Genomic DNA, 19,136 nt, shown 5'->3' with positions numbered 1-19,136 from the left:
ACAAATTCAAACATACCCAGCACCGCTTATCGCCCCCATCAAAGCCACCTAGGCAATCAGCAAAGCTGCCATGCCAAACCAGCGAGGAGACACCCATGCCCCACACTCGTTTCGCCCGCGCTTTGCTGCTTGCAGCGGCGCTTGGCAGTTGCGCCACAGGCGTCGCTTTTAGTAGCACAGCACTGGCACAAACCGCAGCCACAGAGCCCGTTAAACTCCATGGCGTCACTTATGCCCCAACGGTGCAGTCGCAAGGGCAGACACTAGAGCTAAATGGAGCTGGAACGCGCTACAAGGCGGTGTTCAAGGTCTATACCGCCGGTTTGTATTTGGAAAAACCTGCCCGTAGTTTTCAGGAAGTGACCGCACTGGGTGGCCCCAAGCGCATCTCCGTGACCATGCTGCGAGATATTGATTCCGCCGAGCTGGGCAAGCTATTTGCACGGGGCATGGAAGACAACATGGACAGGGCCACATTCTCCAAACTCATCCCCGGCGTGATGCGTATGAGCGATGTCTTCACCCAGCACAAAAAACTACTCAAAGGCGAGAGTTTTACGGTGGACTGGATTCCCACTCAGGGCGCCATCGTCTCCGTCAAGGGCCAACAGCAAGGTGAAGCCTTCAAAGAGCCAGAGTTCTTCAACGCTTTGCTTGGCATCTGGCTGGGGCCTAAACCCGCAGATGCGCTGCTCAAAAAATCCTTACTCGGCGAGAAGGAAAATGGCTTGCAGTCCTTATTGAATAAAGACTTATAGCTATTATTTTTGAATATCCCCGCGCTGAATTTGCTGGCGCATCACACGCGCTGGCTGATACGCGGCAAGCACCGCATCCATGAGCGCATAGGCTTTGCTGGAGTTATTTGCCGAGAAGTTGCACACATAGACATCCACGGTGACCGAGCCCGTTTCTGGCCAAGTATGAATAGCCAGATGCGACTCCGCCAGCAGCACCGTTCCGGTCACGCCGCCGGGGCTACCCGAACTTCCGGGGAAGGTGACCCATTTATCGGCCATGCAAGTCAAGCCCGCTTTTTCGACCTCGGCACGGCACAGCTGGGCGATGGCGTCGGCCTGCAGCATCAGGCTGGGCGAGCCTTGGCATTGGTAAAGGTCAGCGGTCAGGTGCAATCCGTGCATGGCGATGAGCTTAACCGCGCTTGAATTCACCCAGCGAATGCAAATGGGCTTTGGCCTCAACTTCCGTAATCGGCTGGCCGTGGTTGTAGCCATAGGTCATCAGCACTACCGGGCAGCCTGCGGCGTGAGCGGCCTGCGCGTCGTTGCTGGAGTCACCCACCATCAGCGTGCGGGCCGGCTCGCTGCCCAGCGCCTTGCAAGTCTCCAGCAGCGGCATGGGGTCGGGCTTTTTGCGGGGGAAGGAGTCACCACCAAACACGCAGTCAAAAAAGCCGTTAAGCCCCTTGGCGGCTAGCAGCGGCTGGGCAAAAGACAGCGGCTTATTGGTCAGGCAGGCCATGCGCAGGCCCATGCTTTTGAAGGTCTGCAAGCCCTCCAGCACGCCGGGGTAGAGGTCCGCAAACTGACCATTAATTGCCAGATAGTGACTTTCGTAGCGCTGCCAAGCCTGTGGATAAATCGCGTCGATATTGCTCGCGCCCACATGACTCAGCACAGAGCGAATCAAATGCTCGCTGCCTTTGCCCACCATGTTCTCAATGACCTGCGGCGCAATGGCGGGCAAAGACAAATCAGCCAACATGCGGTTGAGCGCCTCGGCAAAATCACCCAAGGTGTTCACCATAGTGCCATCGAGATCGACCATGACGGCATCCACATCCAGAGCAACGGCGGGAGCGGGAAGATTGAGCTTCATAAGACTATCAATTCCATAGCTGCATGTGCAATCAGTTAAAGCACATGCGGCCAAAAAGACTTAAAAAAAGCCTGCATGACAAGCGCATGCAGGCCTTGGGTTCACCGCAGGGTTTAAGCCGCCAAGTTTTGACGCATGGTGTCAATCACGCTCTTGTAATCAGGCTTGCCAAAAATGGCGCTGCCCGCCACAAAGGTGTCAGCTCCCGCATCGGCCACGGCGCGGATGTTGGCTTCTTTGATACCGCCATCCACTTCCAGACGAATGTCTTTGCCAGAGGCTTCAATGCGCTTGCGCACTGCTTCAATCTTGCGCAGCGTGCTATCAATAAAGCTTTGACCGCCGAAGCCGGGGTTCACGCTCATCAGCAAAATCAGGTCCAGATCATCAATTACCCAATCCAGCACGTCCAGCGGCATGGCGGGGTTAAAGGTCAGGCCGGCCTTGCAGCCATGGCTCTTGATGTTCTGAATGCTGCGGTGCACATGCTGCGATGCATCGGGGTGAAAGCTAATGTAGTCAGCGCCGGCCTTGGCAAAGGCGGTGGCCAGTTCATCCACGGGCTGCACCATCAGGTGTACGTCGATGGGCACGGGCTTGCCATCAGGCGTTACTGCGTGAGGCTTCACGGCCTGACAGATCATGGGGCCGAACGTCAGATTGGGAACGTAATGGTTGTCCATCACGTCGAAATGGATCCAATCTGCACCTGCAGCAATGACGTTTCGCACTTCTTCACCCAGACGGGCAAAGTCGGCTGACAAGATAGAGGGGGCAATACGATAGGTAGGGCTCATGGTCTGCGATTGTCGCAGTTACCATTGGGCCATGCCAATGAACGAGTTTCTGGTTCAAGTCCAGCCCGCCTATTTGCCCGAGCAGTCCACCCCGGCTGCCGGTGTCTATGTGTTTTCGTACACCATCACCGTGACCAACACGGGTGAGGTGCCTGCGCAGCTCATTGCGCGGCACTGGGTGATTAGCAATGAGCTAGGCCATGTTGAAGAGGTTAAAGGCCTTGGCGTGGTCGGCCGCCAGCCTTTGCTGCAGCCCGGTGAATCTTTTGAATACAGCAGCGGCTGCCAGTTGCGCACGCCCACAGGCACTATGCGCGGCACTTACCTGTGTGTGAATCACGAAGGTGAAACTTTTGAGTGCGAAATTCCTCTGTTCGTTCTACAAATGAATGAATCCGGGGGTCCTATACCCATGCCTGAAACACGCGTTTTGCACTAAGACGCACACCATTACTGCATGAAAAAAAGCACTCTTGACCTGCCAGGTCTGCTCGAGTCGTTAGACCCCGATGCAGGCTTGGCGCAACGCCATCTGTGGCTGATTTATCTGGCCGAATGGATACGCGCAGCCCAGCCATCCGTGGATGGTGCCCTACGGCGTGTAGAAGAAATCGTTACCGCTTTTGAGACCGACCCCGAAGCGCTAGAGCGCCTGCGCCGGTGGGCCAAGACGCTGATGAAGACGGTGGACATCACCGCCTTACTGGCCGACTTTGGCTTTGCCCCGCGCACCGCCATGGCCAGTGAACTGGTGGAGCGCCTGCGCTACAAGCTGCCAAGCACGCCAGAGACCGTGGATGCCTCTGAGCTATTCATGCTGGCCTTTCCCGATCGCTTTGACGCCCGCTGGCTGCACGCGCTGGACAGCCAGCTCATGGCCCGCATCTCGGCACTCCTGAACCCGCAGCAACAAGAAGACAGCGCAGAAGGCATCAGCTTTTGGGAGCGATCGCTGCTGGACGCCATCACCTATTGCTCGGGCCAGATTCTCTCCACCGGTTTTGCACCTGAGTTGCGCCTGCGCATGAGCGATCAGGCGCGCGATGACAAGCCGTTTCACGCGCTGATTCATGACGTAGAAAACCTGCGTGTAGAAATCATGCTGCCGCTGCGCACCACAGACCGCCGCGACGCCGCTGCCGCGCAACTGCGCGAGCGTTTAGAAGCCTGCCGCGCAGCCATCGCCTCGGTCTACACCTACGTCGAAGCCGAAGGTATTTCGGTCGGTTTGATCTTCAGGCTGCGCCAAGTGCGCGCGCGCATTGTGCGCATTCGCCGTCTGTTGGACTGCTTGCTGGCAACTGACCGTGCTTACGAGACGTCTGAACTGCTCTCCAACCTCGTGACCGTGGGCATCGAGCGGCGCAGCGTGCGCGCGCTGGTCTCCACCAACTCATCGCTGCTGGCAGCCAAAGTGGCAGAGCGCAGCGCCGAAACGGGCGAACACTACATCACCCGCGACGGTGCGGAATACCGCAGCATGATGGCCAAGGCGGTCGGCGGTGGCTTTGTAATGGCCTTCACCACGCTGGCCAAGTTTGCGCTGTATGCACTGGGTCTGTCCGTGTTCTGGGCAGGACTTGCTGCCGGCTTTAACTACGCCATCAGCTTTGTGCTGATCCAGATGCTGCACTTCACGGTGGCAACCAAGCAGCCCGCCATGACGGCGCCGGCCATGGCCGCCAAGCTCAAGGACATTCAGACCGACTCGGCCATTCAAGAGTTTGTCGATGAGGTCGCCCACTTGGTGCGCTCACAAGTGGCCGCTATTTTGGGCAACGTGCTCATCGTCTTCCCGGCCGCACTGCTGCTTTGCATAGGCTACGCACACCTGGTCGAACACCCTGCACTGAGCACCCACCATGCACAGCAAGTGCTGGACTCGCTGAGTTTGCTGGGCCCATCGCTTTTCTTTGCCGCCTTTACTGGCGTGCTGCTCTTTGTCAGCAGCTTGATTGCTGGCGGTGCAGAAAACTGGTTTGTGCTGCGCAATATCGAATCGGTGATTCGCTATAACCCCGGCATCACCCGCGCATTGGGCGCCGGCCGTGCGGATCGCTGGGCCAGCTTTTTGCGCAACAACATCTCCAGCCTGTCGTCCAACATCTCACTGGGCTTCATGCTCGGTTTGGTGCCTGCTTTTGCCAGCTTTTTCGGGCTGGGGCTAGAGGTGCGTCACGTCACCTTGTCCACAGGGCAGATCGGCGTGGCCGTCGCTTCACTGGGCTGGGGCGTGCTGCATGACGATTTGCTGTGGTGGGCCGTCGCCATGCTGCCTTTGAATGCGGCGCTCAACGTGGGGGTCAGCTTTTATCTGGCCTTCCGCCTCGCTCTGCGTGCGCACAACGTCAGCGGTGTAGACCGCTCGCGCATCTACAAAGCCATACGCCAGCGCATGTGGCGCAAGCCATTTAGTTTTTTCTGGCCATAAAGCGAAAAGCCAGCCACAGGGTCTGAACTGCAATACTTCTGGAGCCTCGCATCCTCATAATTTGGGGGCCTGTTCCACAGTATTGCAGCTATGCCCAAGCCAGTAACTACCCTCAATCGACGCCAGCTACTGGCCTGCGGCCTCGCGACTGCCGGCGCGGGCATGGGTATCAGTAGCGCAGCCATGCGCCCTGTCGGGGTTGAATCACGCCTGCAAGCTACCGCAGGCAAACGCTTTCGTGTGCTAATGCTCACCTACCGCGGCACCACTGATGTGGATATTGGCTTTCAAAACCACCTTAAAGAAGCCGGTCTGAATGTGGAGTTCACGGTACGCGATGTGCAGCAAGATGCCAGCCGCATCGCTGCCATTTTGGATGAGCTTCCCACAATCGCCCCCGACTTAATCTACACATGGGGCACGCCCGTCACGCTGGCGGTCACGGGCACGGTGGAGCAGCCCAACCCGCATCCTGGTCTGCGCAATATTCCCGTGGTTTTTGCGCTGGTGGCAGACCCGCAAAAAGCCGGCATTGTGAATGCGCTCAATGCACCCGAGCGCAATGTCACCGGCGCCATCCACGTTGTACCGCTAGAGCGGCAGTTGCAGCACATGCGCAGCTACCGCGAGTTTGACAAGCTGGGCGTCATCTACAACGCGGCAGAGGCCAACTCTTTGGCTGTGATTGAAGGCCTGCAGCAATACGGGCAAGCCAACGGCAAGCAAATTCTGGTAAGCCCTTTGCAGCAAAGCGCAGACGGTAAACCGACTGCCCAAGGGCTTGAGTCACTCATCGAGCAACTTCATAGCGATGGTGCGCAGTGGCTGTATTTGCCGCCAGACACCTTCCTCGGCACTCTTTACGAGCGCCTTACCCCACTGGCTATGGCACGCAAACTGCCGCTGTTTGCATCCACTGAATTGGCCATGCGCAGCGGCAATGCATTGACCGGTGTGGTGAGCCGCTACTACTCGGTAGGCCAGTTGGCAGCAGCCAAAGCGGCAGACATTTTGCAGGGCAAAAAAACTGTGCAGCAAACGCCGGTGGAATCGCTCAAACGCTTCTCTCTCATGGTCAATATGCAGATGGCGCAGCAGCTAGAGCTATACCCACCACTACCGCTACTGAACTACGCCGAAGTTGTGGCCACTCAATCGGGGGCAAGCACCTCATGAGCCACACCTTAATCAAGAACTTGAGCCAAGCCGAAACCACAAAGGCAATGCTGCCCCCATCGCATTTGGCGCAGCGAGAATTGACAGCTTCCGACCTTGAAAGCGCGCTCGCCTTACATCTGCGCTGCACGCAAAATTGGAGCGAAACGCTGGTACGAAAAGAGTCTTTGGCTTCGCTTCAAAGCTTGCTGCTGCGCAGCCATATGAGCGGTCTTTTTGATCAAGATGAGTTGGTGGCCTATAGCGTTTTACAGCACGATTTGCAGGAGCATCAAGAGCTTCCACCTAGCATCGCTGTAGACCCACAGCGCCCGCAACTCATGCTAGCCGGTGTTTCCGTCGCCCCCGAGTGGCAAGGCCTTGGCTTGCAGCGGCGACTCATCATGCAGCGCATGAGCCAGGCGGGACCTCAGTGCTTGCTGTTTTCCACCGCCGCACCCGCAAACTGGCATAGCTGGAACAACTTACTTGCCTGCGGCTTTCATGTGCGTGACATAGGAGAGCATTACGGCGGTCATTTACGCTATTTGATGGTGCTGGAGCCTCTGCCTGAGCATGCGCTTTACCCCGATTTCTCCAAAGAAATTCATGCGCTCGACATCAAGCGCCAGCAAGAGCTTTTGAGCCAAGGCTGGCGCGGCGCGCAGCCCGGTCACAGCATTGAATACATGCGCTACGTGCCCACTGCATCTCAGCGAATTCGAATATGAACGCACGAGCACAGCTCTTTAGCTTTATCGCGCTAGGTGTGGCTTTGCTGCTGGCGGTTCTCAGCATGGTTTGCTGGCAGTTTTCGCAGATCAACACGCGAAATTTGACGCAAGAGCGCAATCATTTTCTTTTGCAAAGCCTGCGTAAAACTGCCGAAGACTTTTTGGCCACCGGCATGACGCCTGAGCAAATGCCGGCCATGCAAGACATCATCGACCGCGAGAGGGCCAACTTTGCGCAGATCATGGCCATCGATATCTTCAACCCTGCCGGGCGCATCAGCTACAGCACCGATGCCGGAGCATTGCACACTCAGGTGCCGCAAGACTGGGTGAGCCAGCTTGTACAAAGCGGCAGCTGGGAAACCCAAGACCCCACGCAAGACCAGCTGGGCATGCGCTTTGAAAACGATTTAGGCCGCGCAGCCGGCGGCATTGTGTTGACGCTGCAACCCACAGGCGGCGCATGGACGCTGGCGCAATGGCAGGGCGCAGGTGTACAAGCGCTCATCTGGGTGGGTTTGTTCATCGGCTGCTGCGCTGCCGCCCTTGCGCTGCTGCAGTGGGAGCTGTTGCGCTGCCTGCGCCCCTATCGCCAAATCAGCCGCATTCTTGCGCAAGAGCAGGTGCATGAAACAGACTCCGGCAGCGCCGGCGAACTCAAACCATGGGCCGCGCAAGCTGCCAAGCAGCTTGAGCAAGAGTACACACAAACACAGCAAGCCATGCAGCAGTTGCAGGAGCTGGACCGTGGCCAGTAAATACGCGCCAGCGCACGCAGTGCCATTCAAGCTGCGTCGGCAACTGACTCTTCGCTGCGCCGCCATCACCTTGCTGGTGGGCAGCTTAGGCGCCGCGGCGCTGTTGATTGGGCTGGCCCAACACAATCAGCAGCAAGCGCTGGCCGGCCAACAGGCCATTGCCCATTCCGTCGCGCAGACGCTGGTCAATCAGATGGCCCGCGCCGCACGCTTGGGCATTCCGCTGCAGAAGTTGCCGGGGGTAGAAGCCCACCTGCAGCAAACGCTCAACAACACCCCGCAGCTGGCCTACATTGCTGTGGCGGATACCCATGGCCAGCCCATGTACTCCGCCTCACGCGGCACCGCCGAATCTCTGCTGACGCTGCCCGTCGTCGTCAAAGGCCAGTCCGTGGCTCTGATTCAGGCAGGCGCGCGCAACTCGCAAGTGCAAGGCCTGCTCCAACCGGCACTGGCCTGCACGTTCATCGTTTTATTGGCGTCACTGCTGATGGCCTTGGCTGTTTATTTTGGCCCTGCTCTGCGTCTGCAGGCTAGGCATGAGCTGCTGCTGAGCAGCCTGCGCGACGCAACACCGCTAGCTCTGTTGCCGCTGCAAGAACGCCATGCGGGCGACGATCTGCATGGCGCAATCCACACCTTGGCCACGCTGCAGCAGCGCAACCAAAAAGCCCAGCAAGCCGTACAAGACTACGCGGCAGAAATCAAAGCTGTCGATTTTGATCAAAAAATGCTTGCAGCCATTGAATCTATTGAACTAGCAGCTATTAAAAATGGAGTCACTCAATGACCTTGCGGCTGCGCATCATCACGATCGTGGCAGCAGGACTGCTGTTAACCACTCTGGCCTTGCTGGGCTTTGGCTGGATACGTGAGCAACTGCAGCAAGAGCGCATCGCTACGCTGGCCCAGCAAGCGCAAGAGTCGCTGTGGAAGCAGGTTTTGGCAGCTGAAGAACAGTACATGGATGCGGCGCTAGACCAACTCACCGCCCTGCCCGCTATTGCCAGCGCTGCACGCAGTCAAGACAGCAAAGCGCTAGAAAAAAGATTGATCGCAGAAAATCTCGTCCCCGGCGATGGGCAGTTGCTGCAGCTGCTGGCGGTGCTGCGCCCCGGCCATGAGCCCATGACGCTCGGTCAAACCGCTCCCATTCCGTTACTGGACGCGGGTAGCCTAGAGCAACTTTTCAGCGGCGAAGACATCAACGGCCTGCGCTTGGGTAGCGGCAACATCGCCATGCTGATTTCTGCACGCCTTGTGCCCGGCAATGGCGAGCCTGTGGTCTTGGTGGCTGGACGCAGCCTCAGCAGTGCGCTGCAGCGCTTTAGTCAAAACAAGCAAGCAAATCAGCAAAACCAAAACAGGCAGCCAAGCCACTTACAAGCCAGCTTGCTGGACTTGCGCGGCACCTTGCTTGCGACCACTCACCATGAGCTTTGGCAGGCCGTTGCGCCGCTCATTTCACCAAGGCAGCAGCAGTATTTTCAAGCGCCTATCGGCTCAAAAATCTACTCCGTCACTAGCCATCAAGTGCGTGACTTGGCAGGGCATGAAGTCGCCACCCTTGTCACCCTCAAAGATGACTCCAGTCAGATATTGGCCAGCCTATTTTTAGCGCGACTTGCGGCGGGCGTTACGCTGTTTTTGATTGCGCTGGGCCTGCTGGGCCTGTCTTGGTATTTGCGCCGCAGCTTTGAGCCGCTAGACCAGGCCATTAGCGCACTGCAGGCGCTAGCCAAGGGCGATACCAGTGTGCAACTCAACCACCAGCGCAATGACGAAATTGGCCGCATTGCCAAGGCCGTCACCCATTTCAGACACAGCGCGCAAGAGTTAGCCCGCGCACGTAGCCAGCGCGAGCGCGTGCGCCGCCGGCAAGAGCAACTGATACACCAGCAGCTGCAGCAGTTAGCCGATGCCACCGACATGACCAGCCGTGAAGAGGTCTTGCAACTGCTGCAAAGCGACCCAGCCCCGCAAAGCGATGACGGCCAGCTGCGCCAGCTAGCACATGTCATGTCAGACCTGACGCGCCGCATTGCCGAGCAGCACAAAAGCCTGAGCAGCATGGTGGTTGAGCTGCGCGAAGCACTGGTGAGCAAAACCCAGCTCGCTGGCCTGCAGCAAGAGCTGCAGATTGCCGCTGAAGTGCAGCGCAGCATTCTGCCCCAGCAAATGCCGGCCGATGCGCGCCTGCAGCTGCATTGCCACATCACCCCGGCGCGCGAGGTGGGGGGCGATTTCTACGACTATTTCTGGCTAGACAAAGATCACTTGGGACTGGTGATTGCCGATGTCTCCGGCAAGGGCGTTCCTGCCGCGCTGTTCATGGCCATTACGCGCACCCTGCTCAAGTCCACCGCCGCATTTGTGATGTCGCCCAGCTCCTGCATACGCAGGCTCAACGACCTGCTGGCCGCAGAAAACGAGCAGATGATGTTTGTGACCATCTTCTACGGCGTGCTGCATCTGCCCAGCGGCCAGCTGCGCTACGTGAATGCCGGGCACAACGCACCCTATCTACTGCCCGCCCAGCCCGGTGATGCAGAGCCGGTGCGCACGCTGGCGCGCACAGGCGGCGTGGCGGTCGCCGTAAGCGAAGAGTTTGTGTACCAAGAAGCTGTGCTCCAACTGCAGGCCGGCGACCGGCTCTTTTTGTTTACAGATGGCGTAACCGAAGCCTTCAACCATCAGCAGCAAGAATATGGCGATCAGCGCTTGCTGGCCACGCTCAACCCACTGGCAGCAAAGCAATCAAGCCCCGAGGACATCACTCTAGCCGTGCTGCAAAGCGTGCGAGCGTTTGAAGATGGTGCGCCGCAGGCCGATGACATTACTTGTGTGAGCCTGCTGTATCGGGGCTAAAGATCACTAGCAACAACGAGCAAAAGCCAGTTCCAGCCATCACTTCGGCGGTATTCAAAGCGCTGCAAATAGTGGCGCATCAGCCGCAGGCCGTGGCCGCCCATCTCGGCATCATCCAATTTTTTGGCCAGCGGTGCAGCCTCTCTAAGCGTGGGGTCGAACTCTGCTCCGTTGTCTGCAATGCACAGTCCGACCCCATCATTCAGAGTGCCCAGTTGCAACTGAATTGATAGCGGCTGATCGCCTGCTGGATTGGCATGCGTGACGATATTGGTCAAAGCCTCATCCGCGCACAACGTGAGCGCAAAGACGGTTTTAAGCGGCCATTTCTCGCGCTCGCTCACCTCTTCCAGCCACGCGATCACTTCAGCAATGGCTTCGCAGTGCGCAGGCATGGCCCGCTGCTCCAGTAGTTGCAGTGCAGGCCAAGGCAAAGAAGTGATGGGAGCTTGTGCCATGCGTTAAGAGACGAGCTTGGACGCTCAAAAAAGGTCAGTGGGCAAAGTGCAGCTGCAAGCCAGAAGACTGCCCTGCCTGTCCATCATAAGTACTCACGCGGTCCGCAATATGTCGCAGCAGCTGTGATGAGACTTGCGAAAGCGCCGCTTCAAACGCATCGTCATCCGCATCTAGCAAATCATGCGCAGGCAATGCACTGGCTACACCTGCGCCAGCCTTCGTTAACGGCAACGCAGTGCCGGTGTGCAGCAGCTCTAAATCCAAATTGAATTCATCAAAACTGCCGCGTATGGCACTGACTTGCCTGCCTGCTGCCTGAATGCCTTCGGCCCCTTCAAGCGCCGCCAACGCTGCGCGCTGCACCACGTCGCGGCGTGCGCCCCAAGCGCCGCCCTGCGCTTCTACAAAATTAGTGATGTCGTGGTGCAAAGTGGCCGCGCTAGTCAAGGCCTGCTCGGCCTTGCGCGAGGTTCCGAGGCGAAACAGCAAGTTCAGCACAATGACCAGCAGCCCCGAAACCACCAGCGCATTGCCAAACAAAGAGCGCCAGTAAGCCGGCACCGAATTCATCAACTGCGGCATGGCCATCACGGCAATGCCCGCGCTAATCGACAGGCCCACAGCAAAGGTGGAGCGGCTATCCATGGCCCGCGCAGCAATCAGCTCAATGCCCGCCACGATCAAAAAGGCGGCGGCGTACAGCTCCACCGCGCCCAAGACCGGCTCTGGGATTTGCATGATTGCGACGGTGACCTTGGGCATGAAGGCCGCAATGCCCAGGATCACCGCCGTGGCCAAACCAATCACCCGCGCCGTTGCGTGGGTGGCATGGGCCAGCGCAATATTGGTGGCGCTGGTGCAGGTGGGAAAGCCGCCAAACATGCCTGTCACGCAGTCGCCAATCGCATGGGCACGCATGCCGCCTGCCACGGCACGCATGTTGACGCGGCGCCAGTCGGCGTCTTCCAGCTTGTCCATCAGGCTGACGTTGCCCATGGTGTCTAGCTGGGTCAGCATGGCGATCAGGCCGATGGCGACCAAGGTGCCCATGTCGCCCTTGAACTGAGGCATGTGCAAGGCGGGCAGTTGCAGCAAGGCTGCGTCTTTGATGGCATCCCAGCCATGAAGGTTTCCCGTCAACGCAGCGACGACGATGCCCACGCCCATGCCAAGCAGCAAAGCCATCAAACTCAGGCGCTTGCCGCCCCAGACCGAAGCGACCACGATGGTGAGCAAGGTGCATGCCGCTGTTAACGCGCTGGCGCCATCAATCAGCCACTGCGCATCTAACCCCAGCGCATGCTTGACGGCACCTTCGACCAGCAGCAGCCCGCCCATGATGATGACAACGCCCACCACAAAGGCCGGGAACACCGAGCGCATACGCGTAATCAGCGGCGCCAACAACAAAGTCACGCTGCAGTACACCAGCGCAATCAAGGGCATGCCGCCGGGGCCCACAGCGCTCAAGGTAGCGGCCACAAAAGAGATCACAAAGGGGTTGGGAACATGGGGCAGCAAATAGCCGCTGCCCCAGTGCCCGCCCCAAGCCTGTAAAGCCATGCAAACGGCCATGCCCAGAAGCGTCATCGCCAGCATGGATTGGGTGCCAGCGGCATCGAGCCCGGCGGCTCTGGTGGCAACCAGCACATAAGACAAAAACGCAATCGCCGCAGCGCTGTGCTGGGCTGCCAGCACCCAAAGCGAAGACCACGGCAAGCGATCATCGGCCCCATAGACCAAATTGGGTGAACGGCGGCGTACCTCAGAGGGCGGAAATTTCAAACGGCTCATCACTAAAAATTGTTTTCACTGGCTGGTGACATAACTCAGCACCACCAGACTGTTATTCTCGAAAGCATCCCAACGCATTTCATCACGAGTGTCTGCCATGACTATTGCAATTGAGCCCACTGACAAAGCGCACATCATCGCCCTGCAAGGTCAGGTCAACAGCTCCAACGCAGCCACCGTTGAGACAGAGGTCTTGGCCGTCGTCAATCAAGGCGCCAAAAGCGTGCTGCTGAACATGACTGAGCTGAGCTACATCTCCAGCGCCGGCCTGCGCGTGGTGCTGGTGCTGGCCAAACGGCTCAAGCAAGCGGGCGGCAAGCTGGTGATTTACGGCATGCAACCCCATGTGCGCGAGGTGTTCGACATCAGTGGCTTTTTAGCCATTCTCAACGTCACCGCGACCCGCGCCGAGGCGCTTGCGCAGTTTTAACCACCGCCGCCAGTCTTCGCCTGACTCGCGGCCCAACGCGCCGCCTTTGCCGCGGCCAGTGATTTCATGGGTGAATTTGATCTGATCCGCCGCTACTTTCAGCGCCCCGTGCGCCGCGCCGCTTTAGGCGTGGGCGACGACTGCGCGCTGCTGGCTCCCGCGCCCGGCATGCAACTGGCCATCTCCAGCGACATGCTGGTCGAAGGCCGCCACTTTTTCCTCAACGTCAACCCGCGGCTGCTGGGCCACAAGGCACTGGCCGTCAACCTCAGCGATCTGGCTGCCAGCGGCGCCAAGCCTCTCGCCTTCACCCTCGCGCTGTCACTGCCACGCGCTGACGAAGCGTGGATCAGCGAATTTGCCGCAGGCCTGCTGGCACTGGCCGACGCGCATGACTGCGAGCTCATCGGCGGCGACACCACGGGCGGGCCGCTCAATATTTGCATCACCGTGTTTGGCGAAGTGCCCCCCGGCCAAGCCCTGCTGCGCAGCGGCGCCAAGGCTGGCGATGAAATCTGGGTCAGCGGTCATCTGGGTGATGCGCGGCTGGCGCTGGAAGCCTTGCAAGGCCATATTCAGCTGCCAGACACCTTGCTTGAGCAAACCCGCCAGCGACTGGAAAGCCCCACGCCACGCGTGACCCTGGGCCTTGCCCTGCGCGGCATTGCCAGCAGCGCGCTGGATGTGAGCGATGGCCTGCTAGGCGACCTCGGTCATATTCTTGAGCTTTCTAATGTCGGTGCCACGGTGGATAGCCGCCTTACTACGCCTTTGATAGCTGCCAGCGCTTATCCGCAAAGCGCTTCATGGCAATTTGACTTCAATCTTCAGCAGCAATGCACGCTGGCCGGGGGCGACGATTACGAGCTGTGTTTTACCGCCCCAGCAGCGCGCCACGCAGACGTTCTGGCCGCTGGCATTGCCAGCGCGACGCCCGTGACCTGTATAGGCCGCATTGATGCCGCGCAGGGCTTGCGTGTCATCGGTGCAGATGGCGCTTTGCTGGCCAGCCAGTGGAAGTCTTTCGACCACTTTGGCAGCTGAACTCGTTCAGCGCTGACAGGGCTCTCGGTTAAGCTCAAACCCTGTTCACTGCAAACGAGAGCTGCCACATGCATTCACGCCATCTGCTGCCCGCGTACTTTGCCGGCCTTGCCGCTGCCCTGCCTGGATTAGCGGCCGCAGACAACACCAGCCTCAGCGTCTCGGGCAACCGCGCGCCGATTACTGAGGTCACCCTCTACCCGGGCATTGCAGCCGTGCAGCGCGAGGCCCGCATTGAAGCGCAGACCCGCCAGCTCAGCTTTGAGTGCCTGCCCGCCAGTATGGACACCCAAAGCCTGCAGATTAGCGGCGACGAAGGCGTGCGCGTGGGCGAGATCAAGACACTCATGCAAGCCCGCCAGATGGCGGCCAAAGATTGCACCAGCCCGCTGGACCAGCAAATTCGTACACTAGAAGATCAGCTCGCCAGCATCGACGCCGAAGAAAATGCCGCCAAGCTGGTGGGCGACTTTCTGCAAGGCGTGAGCAAGCCCGGCGACGAAGCTCGCGTCACGCCCGCGCAGATCGTCAGTACTAGTCAGGCCCTGCGCCAAAGCAGCCGCGACAACAGCGTGCGCGCCCATCAGATTCAGCGGCAAAAGCAAGACCTGATGGCGCAATTGCAGCCGCTGCGCAATGAGCGCGACCGCACCGGCGGCCAGCAGTCGCAGGTCATGAAAGTCACCGTGCAACTGGCCAGCCCGCGCGCGGCCAATGTCCGCCTGAGCTATCAGGTGCGCGGCCCTAGCTGGCAACCCGGCTACCGAGCGCAACTGAACACCGCCAAAAATCAGGTGCAGCTGGAGCGGCAGGCACTGGTGGTGCAGACCAGCGGCGAGGACTGGAGCAATGTGCGCCTGCGCCTTTCCACCGGCCAGCCCACACGCAGCACGCAAGGCGCAATGCCCCGCCCTTGGGTGGTCGACGTCATCCAGCCTATCGCCCTCGCAGCCCCTGCGCCAGCTCCCGTCATGATGGCCCGTGCCAGCGCCAGGACGACTGCCGGTAAAACTGCTGAAGTCGCTGCCGTTCCAGCTCTTCCAGATTTGGATGTCTCCAGCATCAACACTGCATACAGCACGCAGTTTGTGGTGCCCTACAAGATCACCGTTCCATCCAGCGCAGAGCGCACCACGCTCTCGCTGGGGCAGGAAAATCTGGCCACCAGCCTGCTCACCCGCACGGCCCCTGCTGCAGAAGAAGCCGCCTACCTGATCGCCACGCTGCAAGCGCCGCAAGGCATCTGGCCCGCAGGCCCTGTCACCTTATTCCGCGACGAGGCACTGGTCGGCAACGGACGGCTGGACTTTGGCAACGCACAAGCACTGGCACAAGGCCTGTCTTTTGGCCGCGATGAAAAAGTGGTGGTGCGCCGCCTGCCCGCGCAAAGCAATACCGGCAGCAGCGGCTGGGCTAGCAGCAAGACCGAACGCACGCTGGTGCGCAGTTACGCGGTAGAAAACCGCCATGACCAGCCCATTGCGCTGCAGGTGCTGGACACGGCCCCCATCTCTGGCAATGAGCAGATCAAGGTGCAATCGCAATACGCACCCCAGCCCACCAGCACCCGCTGGAATGCGCAAAACGGCATGATTTCTTGGGAGCAGAATCTGGGCGCACGCAGCACGGCGCAATTTCAGGCCACGCACGAGATTCGCTTCCCCGAAAACCTGCCCATCAGCGGTCTTCAGTAAAAGCGACTCCCACGCAGCCTTGCCCCCGCAAGAAGGGCAAGACTGCGTGACACCCTGACAAGATGAGTATTGGCAGCGCCAAGGCCACGCGTATCATCGAGTCATGACCGATGAACCCTCAAATACCTCTGAAGCGCAGGCAGATAGAGCGCAAGCAGCTATCAATAACAAAGCGCGCCCCGATATAGGGGCCGCGCCCATCGCTCACCCCTCGGTCCGCTTCATGCTGCAGCACCCGGCCCACATGATTGCTCTGGGCTTTGGCTCAGGCCTGCCCCGCATAGCACCCGGCACCTTCGGCACGCTATGGGCCTGGCTGTCCTATCTGATACTAGCGCAGTGGCTGGACAAAGCGCAGATCGGCTGGGTGATTGCCGCCAGTATCCCCGTGGGCTGGTGGGCCTGCACCGTCACCGCACAGAACATGCGCGTGGCCGACCCCGGCCATATCGTCTGGGACGAAGTCGTCGCCATGTGGATTATTTTGTGGCTATGCACACCTCTGGGTTTCTGGGGCCAACTCGTCTGCTTTGCGCTGTTCCGCTTCTTCGATGCCGTCAAGCCTCAGCCCGTCAAGTGGGCAGACCGCCTGTTCAAAGGCTTCGGTCCGCGCGGCGGCTGGGGAATCATGTGGGATGACCTAGTTGCGGCCTTCTGCACGCTACTTGTAATCGCGCTGTGGCGACATTTCTTCTAAATAAGCAATGGAGAAGGCGATGAGCGAACTAGAACCCTGCATTGAAGAACTGGTGCAACAACTAGCTGCCAAGCTCACCGAAGAAGGCTGGATGCTGGCCACCGCAGAAAGCTGCACCGGCGGCATGATCGCCGCAGCCTGCACCGATCTCGCAGGCTCCAGCCAATGGTTTGATCGCGGCTTTGTGACTTATTCCAACGAGGCCAAAACCGAAATGCTGGGTGTTCCCGCCGAGCTGATTGCCAAACACGGCGCCGTCAGCGAAGAAGTGGTGCGTGCGATGGCCGAAGGCGCGATTCGCCACTCACGTGCTCAGGTCAGCATTGCAGTGACGGGAATTGCCGGGCCTGGGGGCGGGTCTGTGCAGAAGCCTGTGGGGACGGTATGGGTGGGGTTGTGTGTGCGAAATAAATGCTTGAGCACGCTGCTACATCTAGAAGGAAGCCGCCACCATATTCGCCAAGCTACTTTGAAATCAGCTCTGCAGGAGCTGCTTAAAACTCTCGCTAGTTATCAATAAACCAACTCCGGATGTACACCACAAGTTAGTCGAGCACCCACTTCCGTCTGAGCCAGATCAATCCCCAATGCTTTGAGAAGCACGTTGATCAAAGGGTCTAGCAGCGGTGAAAGCAAACCTGAAATGATCGTCTGCAGAAGCGACAGCAATGATCCAAGTACATCATTAACCACTTTCAGCAAAGCCTGAATTCCACCCGGTTTGGCACGAGGGTCCGGCGTTAACTCTTTAAGAACATTCAGGCTCTGAACGGTTGCCGACAAGCTACCCACGATGTTATTAGCGGACAACGCCTTCCACTGCGGCTCGTCCTGTAGCCTTGGCGGGTCATTGAATGTGAATTGAGGATTCGTGTTTGCAGCGACAGGCGTATCAACCAAGAGACCTAACCCACCAAAATACTGGGGAGTACGTTTGCCAAAACCGTCACATCCAATGCAATCGAGCCGAACCACCGGCAAGGGTGCCATGCTGACGGGAGCACGCGTTCCAAACGCCTGAGTCTTGGCCTCATCCAGAGAATTTCCAAGACGGCCCAGACGAATATCGGCTAGCGCCGTCCGCGTCGAAGTCACCAATTTTTTGCTTCCAGCATTGCAGTCGTAGTCTGTGACATAGGATTGCCCCCCCCCAACATCAAGACTCAAATCCAGCCGAGTATTAGGTGGCAGGATAGTCATATCCGCATATCCATCCACATTGCCCAGCAACACATTCAAAAGTGCAATGACTGGCGACAGCGGCTTCAGCAAAGCATCAATGACTTGAAACAGGCCACCTAGGACAGGGGCTTCAACTGACACCAAAAGCCGAACTTGCGCAGTACGTACATATATCCGATTAGGTCCAAGAGGGTCCAGCTTTGCCAGTTGCGGGTCACCGACAGAAGACAACTGTGGCGGCTCAATCACTTTAAGAAAAACGTTTAGGTCCAGTAGTCCAGGAAGTGGCACCGCCACTGCGGCAGATACGGCACTATTGCTATTACCAACCTGAATTGCCCCCTGCACCAAGTCAAAAACATTCAAACCCAGATCCAGTGCAGAAGAGTCCAAGCCCGACTGTAAATTCAGCAGTTGCGACAATTTGAGCTTCATCGCAGGCACACCCAGCGCCGCAGTGACCAGTTGGTTCAATGCTTGCACACCCACGGAGGCGGTATTTCCGCTTTGCTGCACCGCATCGACCATGACCTGCAACAACACGCCGACAGACACATCAGCATTCACCAGCTTGTCATAGTCACCCACATTTAATCCAATACGAGGCGCCAGAAAATCAAGAAACTGCAACAGATTAATCTGAGTATTCGCTAATCCATTCCAGCCAACCGCATCCAAGCTGATGCTGGAACCAAGCAAGCCGCCCAAAATTGCATTAAGAATTGGCGACTGTTTTGTATCAACCTTAAGCAGCGTTGAGCGGATCGTCAAAGCGGCTGCAGGCTGTGCTCGCCATGCCACGGCATTCGCATCCACTGTACGAGCTGAGGCTCCCGTCGCTTGCCATACAAAAAGGAATGGAACGGAACGGCTGATCTGTACACGGCTTGCATTAAATGGATCTTGGCCAGCAACAAACATATCGCTGGCTGTAGCGCCCGCCCGTGTTTTATTCCAATTGCCACACTCAGCTTTAACCTCCTGAGAAACTGCTCCATTTTTTAACGCGTTTTGTTGCGCACTTGCGCTGCAGTCTTTCATGGCCGTGACAGATGCCCCCGCCAGCGCAGCCAAATCCGCAATTTTCTGCAACTCCCGTTTCTGCCAAAACACATTGCCAATATCAATGGTCGCCAAACAGATCACCGCAATCATCAGCCATAGCGCTCCCAGCATCGCCACTGAGCCGGATTGGCTGTGGATGCGGGCACGGTGAAGACCTGTTCCAGAAGACTGCATGCAGTGGACCTTTTG

The 19,136-nt window shown here is 58.4% G+C and carries 19 protein-coding genes; 13 read left to right on the top strand and 6 right to left on the bottom strand.

The features are described 5' to 3' along the window. Nucleotides 1-95: 95 nt before the first annotated feature. Nucleotides 96-758, top strand: a complete 663-nt coding sequence (locus tag KUF54_RS14045; RefSeq protein ID WP_219343396.1) for a chalcone isomerase family protein — start codon at nt 96-98, stop codon at nt 756-758. A gap of 3 nt (nt 759-761) precedes the next feature. On the opposite strand, the gene speD is transcribed toward KUF54_RS14045, so the two are convergent. The 3 genes from speD to rpe all read right to left on the bottom strand — a co-directional run bounded on the left by speD (nt 762) and on the right by rpe (nt 2,636). After that, entirely contained in the window at nt 762-1,142 is a 381-nt protein-coding gene (gene speD, locus KUF54_RS14040) for an adenosylmethionine decarboxylase (RefSeq protein WP_219343395.1), read from the bottom strand. Between the two features lie 10 nt (nt 1,143-1,152). Continuing rightward, nucleotides 1,153-1,839 carry a phosphoglycolate phosphatase gene (gene gph / locus KUF54_RS14035; RefSeq protein WP_219343394.1) on the bottom strand — a complete coding sequence of 229 codons (687 nt, stop codon included), beginning with the start codon at nt 1,837-1,839 and terminating at the stop codon, nt 1,153-1,155. A gap of 113 nt (nt 1,840-1,952) precedes the next feature. Beyond that, nucleotides 1,953-2,636 (bottom strand): ribulose-phosphate 3-epimerase, encoded by a 684-nt coding sequence (gene rpe / locus KUF54_RS14030; RefSeq protein ID WP_219343393.1) that lies wholly within the window; start codon nt 2,634-2,636, stop codon nt 1,953-1,955. Between the two features lie 31 nt (nt 2,637-2,667). Here rpe and apaG point away from each other — a divergent pair, with 31 nt between their 5' ends. From apaG to KUF54_RS13995, 7 genes are all read left to right on the top strand, one after another. Further along, nucleotides 2,668-3,075 (top strand): Co2+/Mg2+ efflux protein ApaG, encoded by a 408-nt coding sequence (gene apaG, locus KUF54_RS14025; RefSeq protein WP_219343392.1) that lies wholly within the window; start codon nt 2,668-2,670, stop codon nt 3,073-3,075. Between the two features lie 18 nt (nt 3,076-3,093). Continuing rightward, nucleotides 3,094-5,067, top strand: coding sequence for a site-specific recombinase (locus tag KUF54_RS14020; RefSeq protein ID WP_219343391.1), 1,974 nt, complete (start codon nt 3,094-3,096; stop codon nt 5,065-5,067). 90 nt (nt 5,068-5,157) lie between these two features. Then, a complete protein-coding gene (locus KUF54_RS14015; RefSeq protein WP_219343390.1) occupies nt 5,158-6,243 on the top strand; it encodes an ABC transporter substrate-binding protein in 1,086 nt (361 codons plus the stop codon). After that, complete coding sequence (locus tag KUF54_RS14010) at nt 6,240-6,953, top strand: hypothetical protein (protein ID WP_219343389.1); 714 nt, start codon at nt 6,240-6,242, stop codon at nt 6,951-6,953. The genes KUF54_RS14015 and KUF54_RS14010 overlap by 4 nt, the downstream gene beginning before the upstream one ends. Then, a complete protein-coding gene (locus tag KUF54_RS14005; RefSeq protein WP_219343388.1) occupies nt 6,950-7,714 on the top strand; it encodes a hypothetical protein in 765 nt (254 codons plus the stop codon). The genes KUF54_RS14010 and KUF54_RS14005 overlap by 4 nt, the downstream gene beginning before the upstream one ends. Next, entirely contained in the window at nt 7,704-8,504 is an 801-nt protein-coding gene (locus KUF54_RS14000) for a hypothetical protein (protein WP_219343387.1), read from the top strand. The genes KUF54_RS14005 and KUF54_RS14000 overlap by 11 nt, the downstream gene beginning before the upstream one ends. After that, entirely contained in the window at nt 8,501-10,582 is a 2,082-nt protein-coding gene (locus KUF54_RS13995) for a SpoIIE family protein phosphatase (RefSeq protein WP_219343386.1), read from the top strand. Before KUF54_RS14000 ends, KUF54_RS13995 begins: the two co-directional genes overlap by 4 nt. Here KUF54_RS13995 and KUF54_RS13990 read toward each other — a convergent pair. Together KUF54_RS13990 and KUF54_RS13985 are read right to left on the bottom strand one after the other, a co-directional pair. Further along, nucleotides 10,579-11,040, bottom strand: coding sequence for an ATP-binding protein (locus KUF54_RS13990; RefSeq protein ID WP_255576118.1), 462 nt, complete (start codon nt 11,038-11,040; stop codon nt 10,579-10,581). The two genes, KUF54_RS13995 and KUF54_RS13990, sit on opposite strands and share 4 nt — an antisense overlap. 34 nt (nt 11,041-11,074) lie before the next feature. Beyond that, nucleotides 11,075-12,835 carry a solute carrier family 23 protein gene (locus tag KUF54_RS13985; RefSeq protein ID WP_219343385.1) on the bottom strand — a complete coding sequence of 587 codons (1,761 nt, stop codon included), beginning with the start codon at nt 12,833-12,835 and terminating at the stop codon, nt 11,075-11,077. 97 nt (nt 12,836-12,932) lie between these two features. Between KUF54_RS13985 and KUF54_RS13980 the strand changes: the two genes are divergently transcribed. The 5 genes from KUF54_RS13980 (at nt 12,933) to KUF54_RS13960 (ending at nt 17,220) form a co-directional block, all read left to right on the top strand. Next, nucleotides 12,933-13,265, top strand: coding sequence for an STAS domain-containing protein (locus tag KUF54_RS13980; RefSeq protein WP_219343384.1), 333 nt, complete (start codon nt 12,933-12,935; stop codon nt 13,263-13,265). 66 nt (nt 13,266-13,331) lie between these two features. Further along, entirely contained in the window at nt 13,332-14,309 is a 978-nt protein-coding gene (thiL, locus tag KUF54_RS13975; protein WP_219343383.1) for a thiamine-phosphate kinase, read from the top strand. 68 nt (nt 14,310-14,377) lie between these two features. Continuing rightward, nucleotides 14,378-16,003, top strand: a complete 1,626-nt coding sequence (locus tag KUF54_RS13970) for a DUF4139 domain-containing protein (RefSeq protein ID WP_219343382.1) — start codon at nt 14,378-14,380, stop codon at nt 16,001-16,003. A 103-nt stretch (nt 16,004-16,106) separates the two neighbouring features. After that, entirely contained in the window at nt 16,107-16,700 is a 594-nt protein-coding gene (locus KUF54_RS13965) for a phosphatidylglycerophosphatase A (RefSeq protein WP_219343381.1), read from the top strand. Between the two features lie 19 nt (nt 16,701-16,719). Further along, nucleotides 16,720-17,220, top strand: coding sequence for a CinA family protein (locus KUF54_RS13960; RefSeq protein WP_219343380.1), 501 nt, complete (start codon nt 16,720-16,722; stop codon nt 17,218-17,220). Here the strand turns inward: KUF54_RS13960 and KUF54_RS13955 are convergent. Continuing rightward, a complete protein-coding gene (locus KUF54_RS13955) occupies nt 17,214-19,121 on the bottom strand; it encodes a pilus assembly protein TadG-related protein (protein ID WP_219343379.1) in 1,908 nt (635 codons plus the stop codon). The two genes, KUF54_RS13960 and KUF54_RS13955, sit on opposite strands and share 7 nt — an antisense overlap. Nucleotides 19,122-19,136 lie beyond the last annotated feature (15 nt).

The organism is Comamonas sp. Y33R10-2 (assembly GCF_019355935.1).
Classification (GTDB): domain Bacteria; phylum Pseudomonadota; class Gammaproteobacteria; order Burkholderiales; family Burkholderiaceae_C; genus Comamonas.
This window is presented reverse-complemented; position numbering and strand designations above follow the sequence as displayed.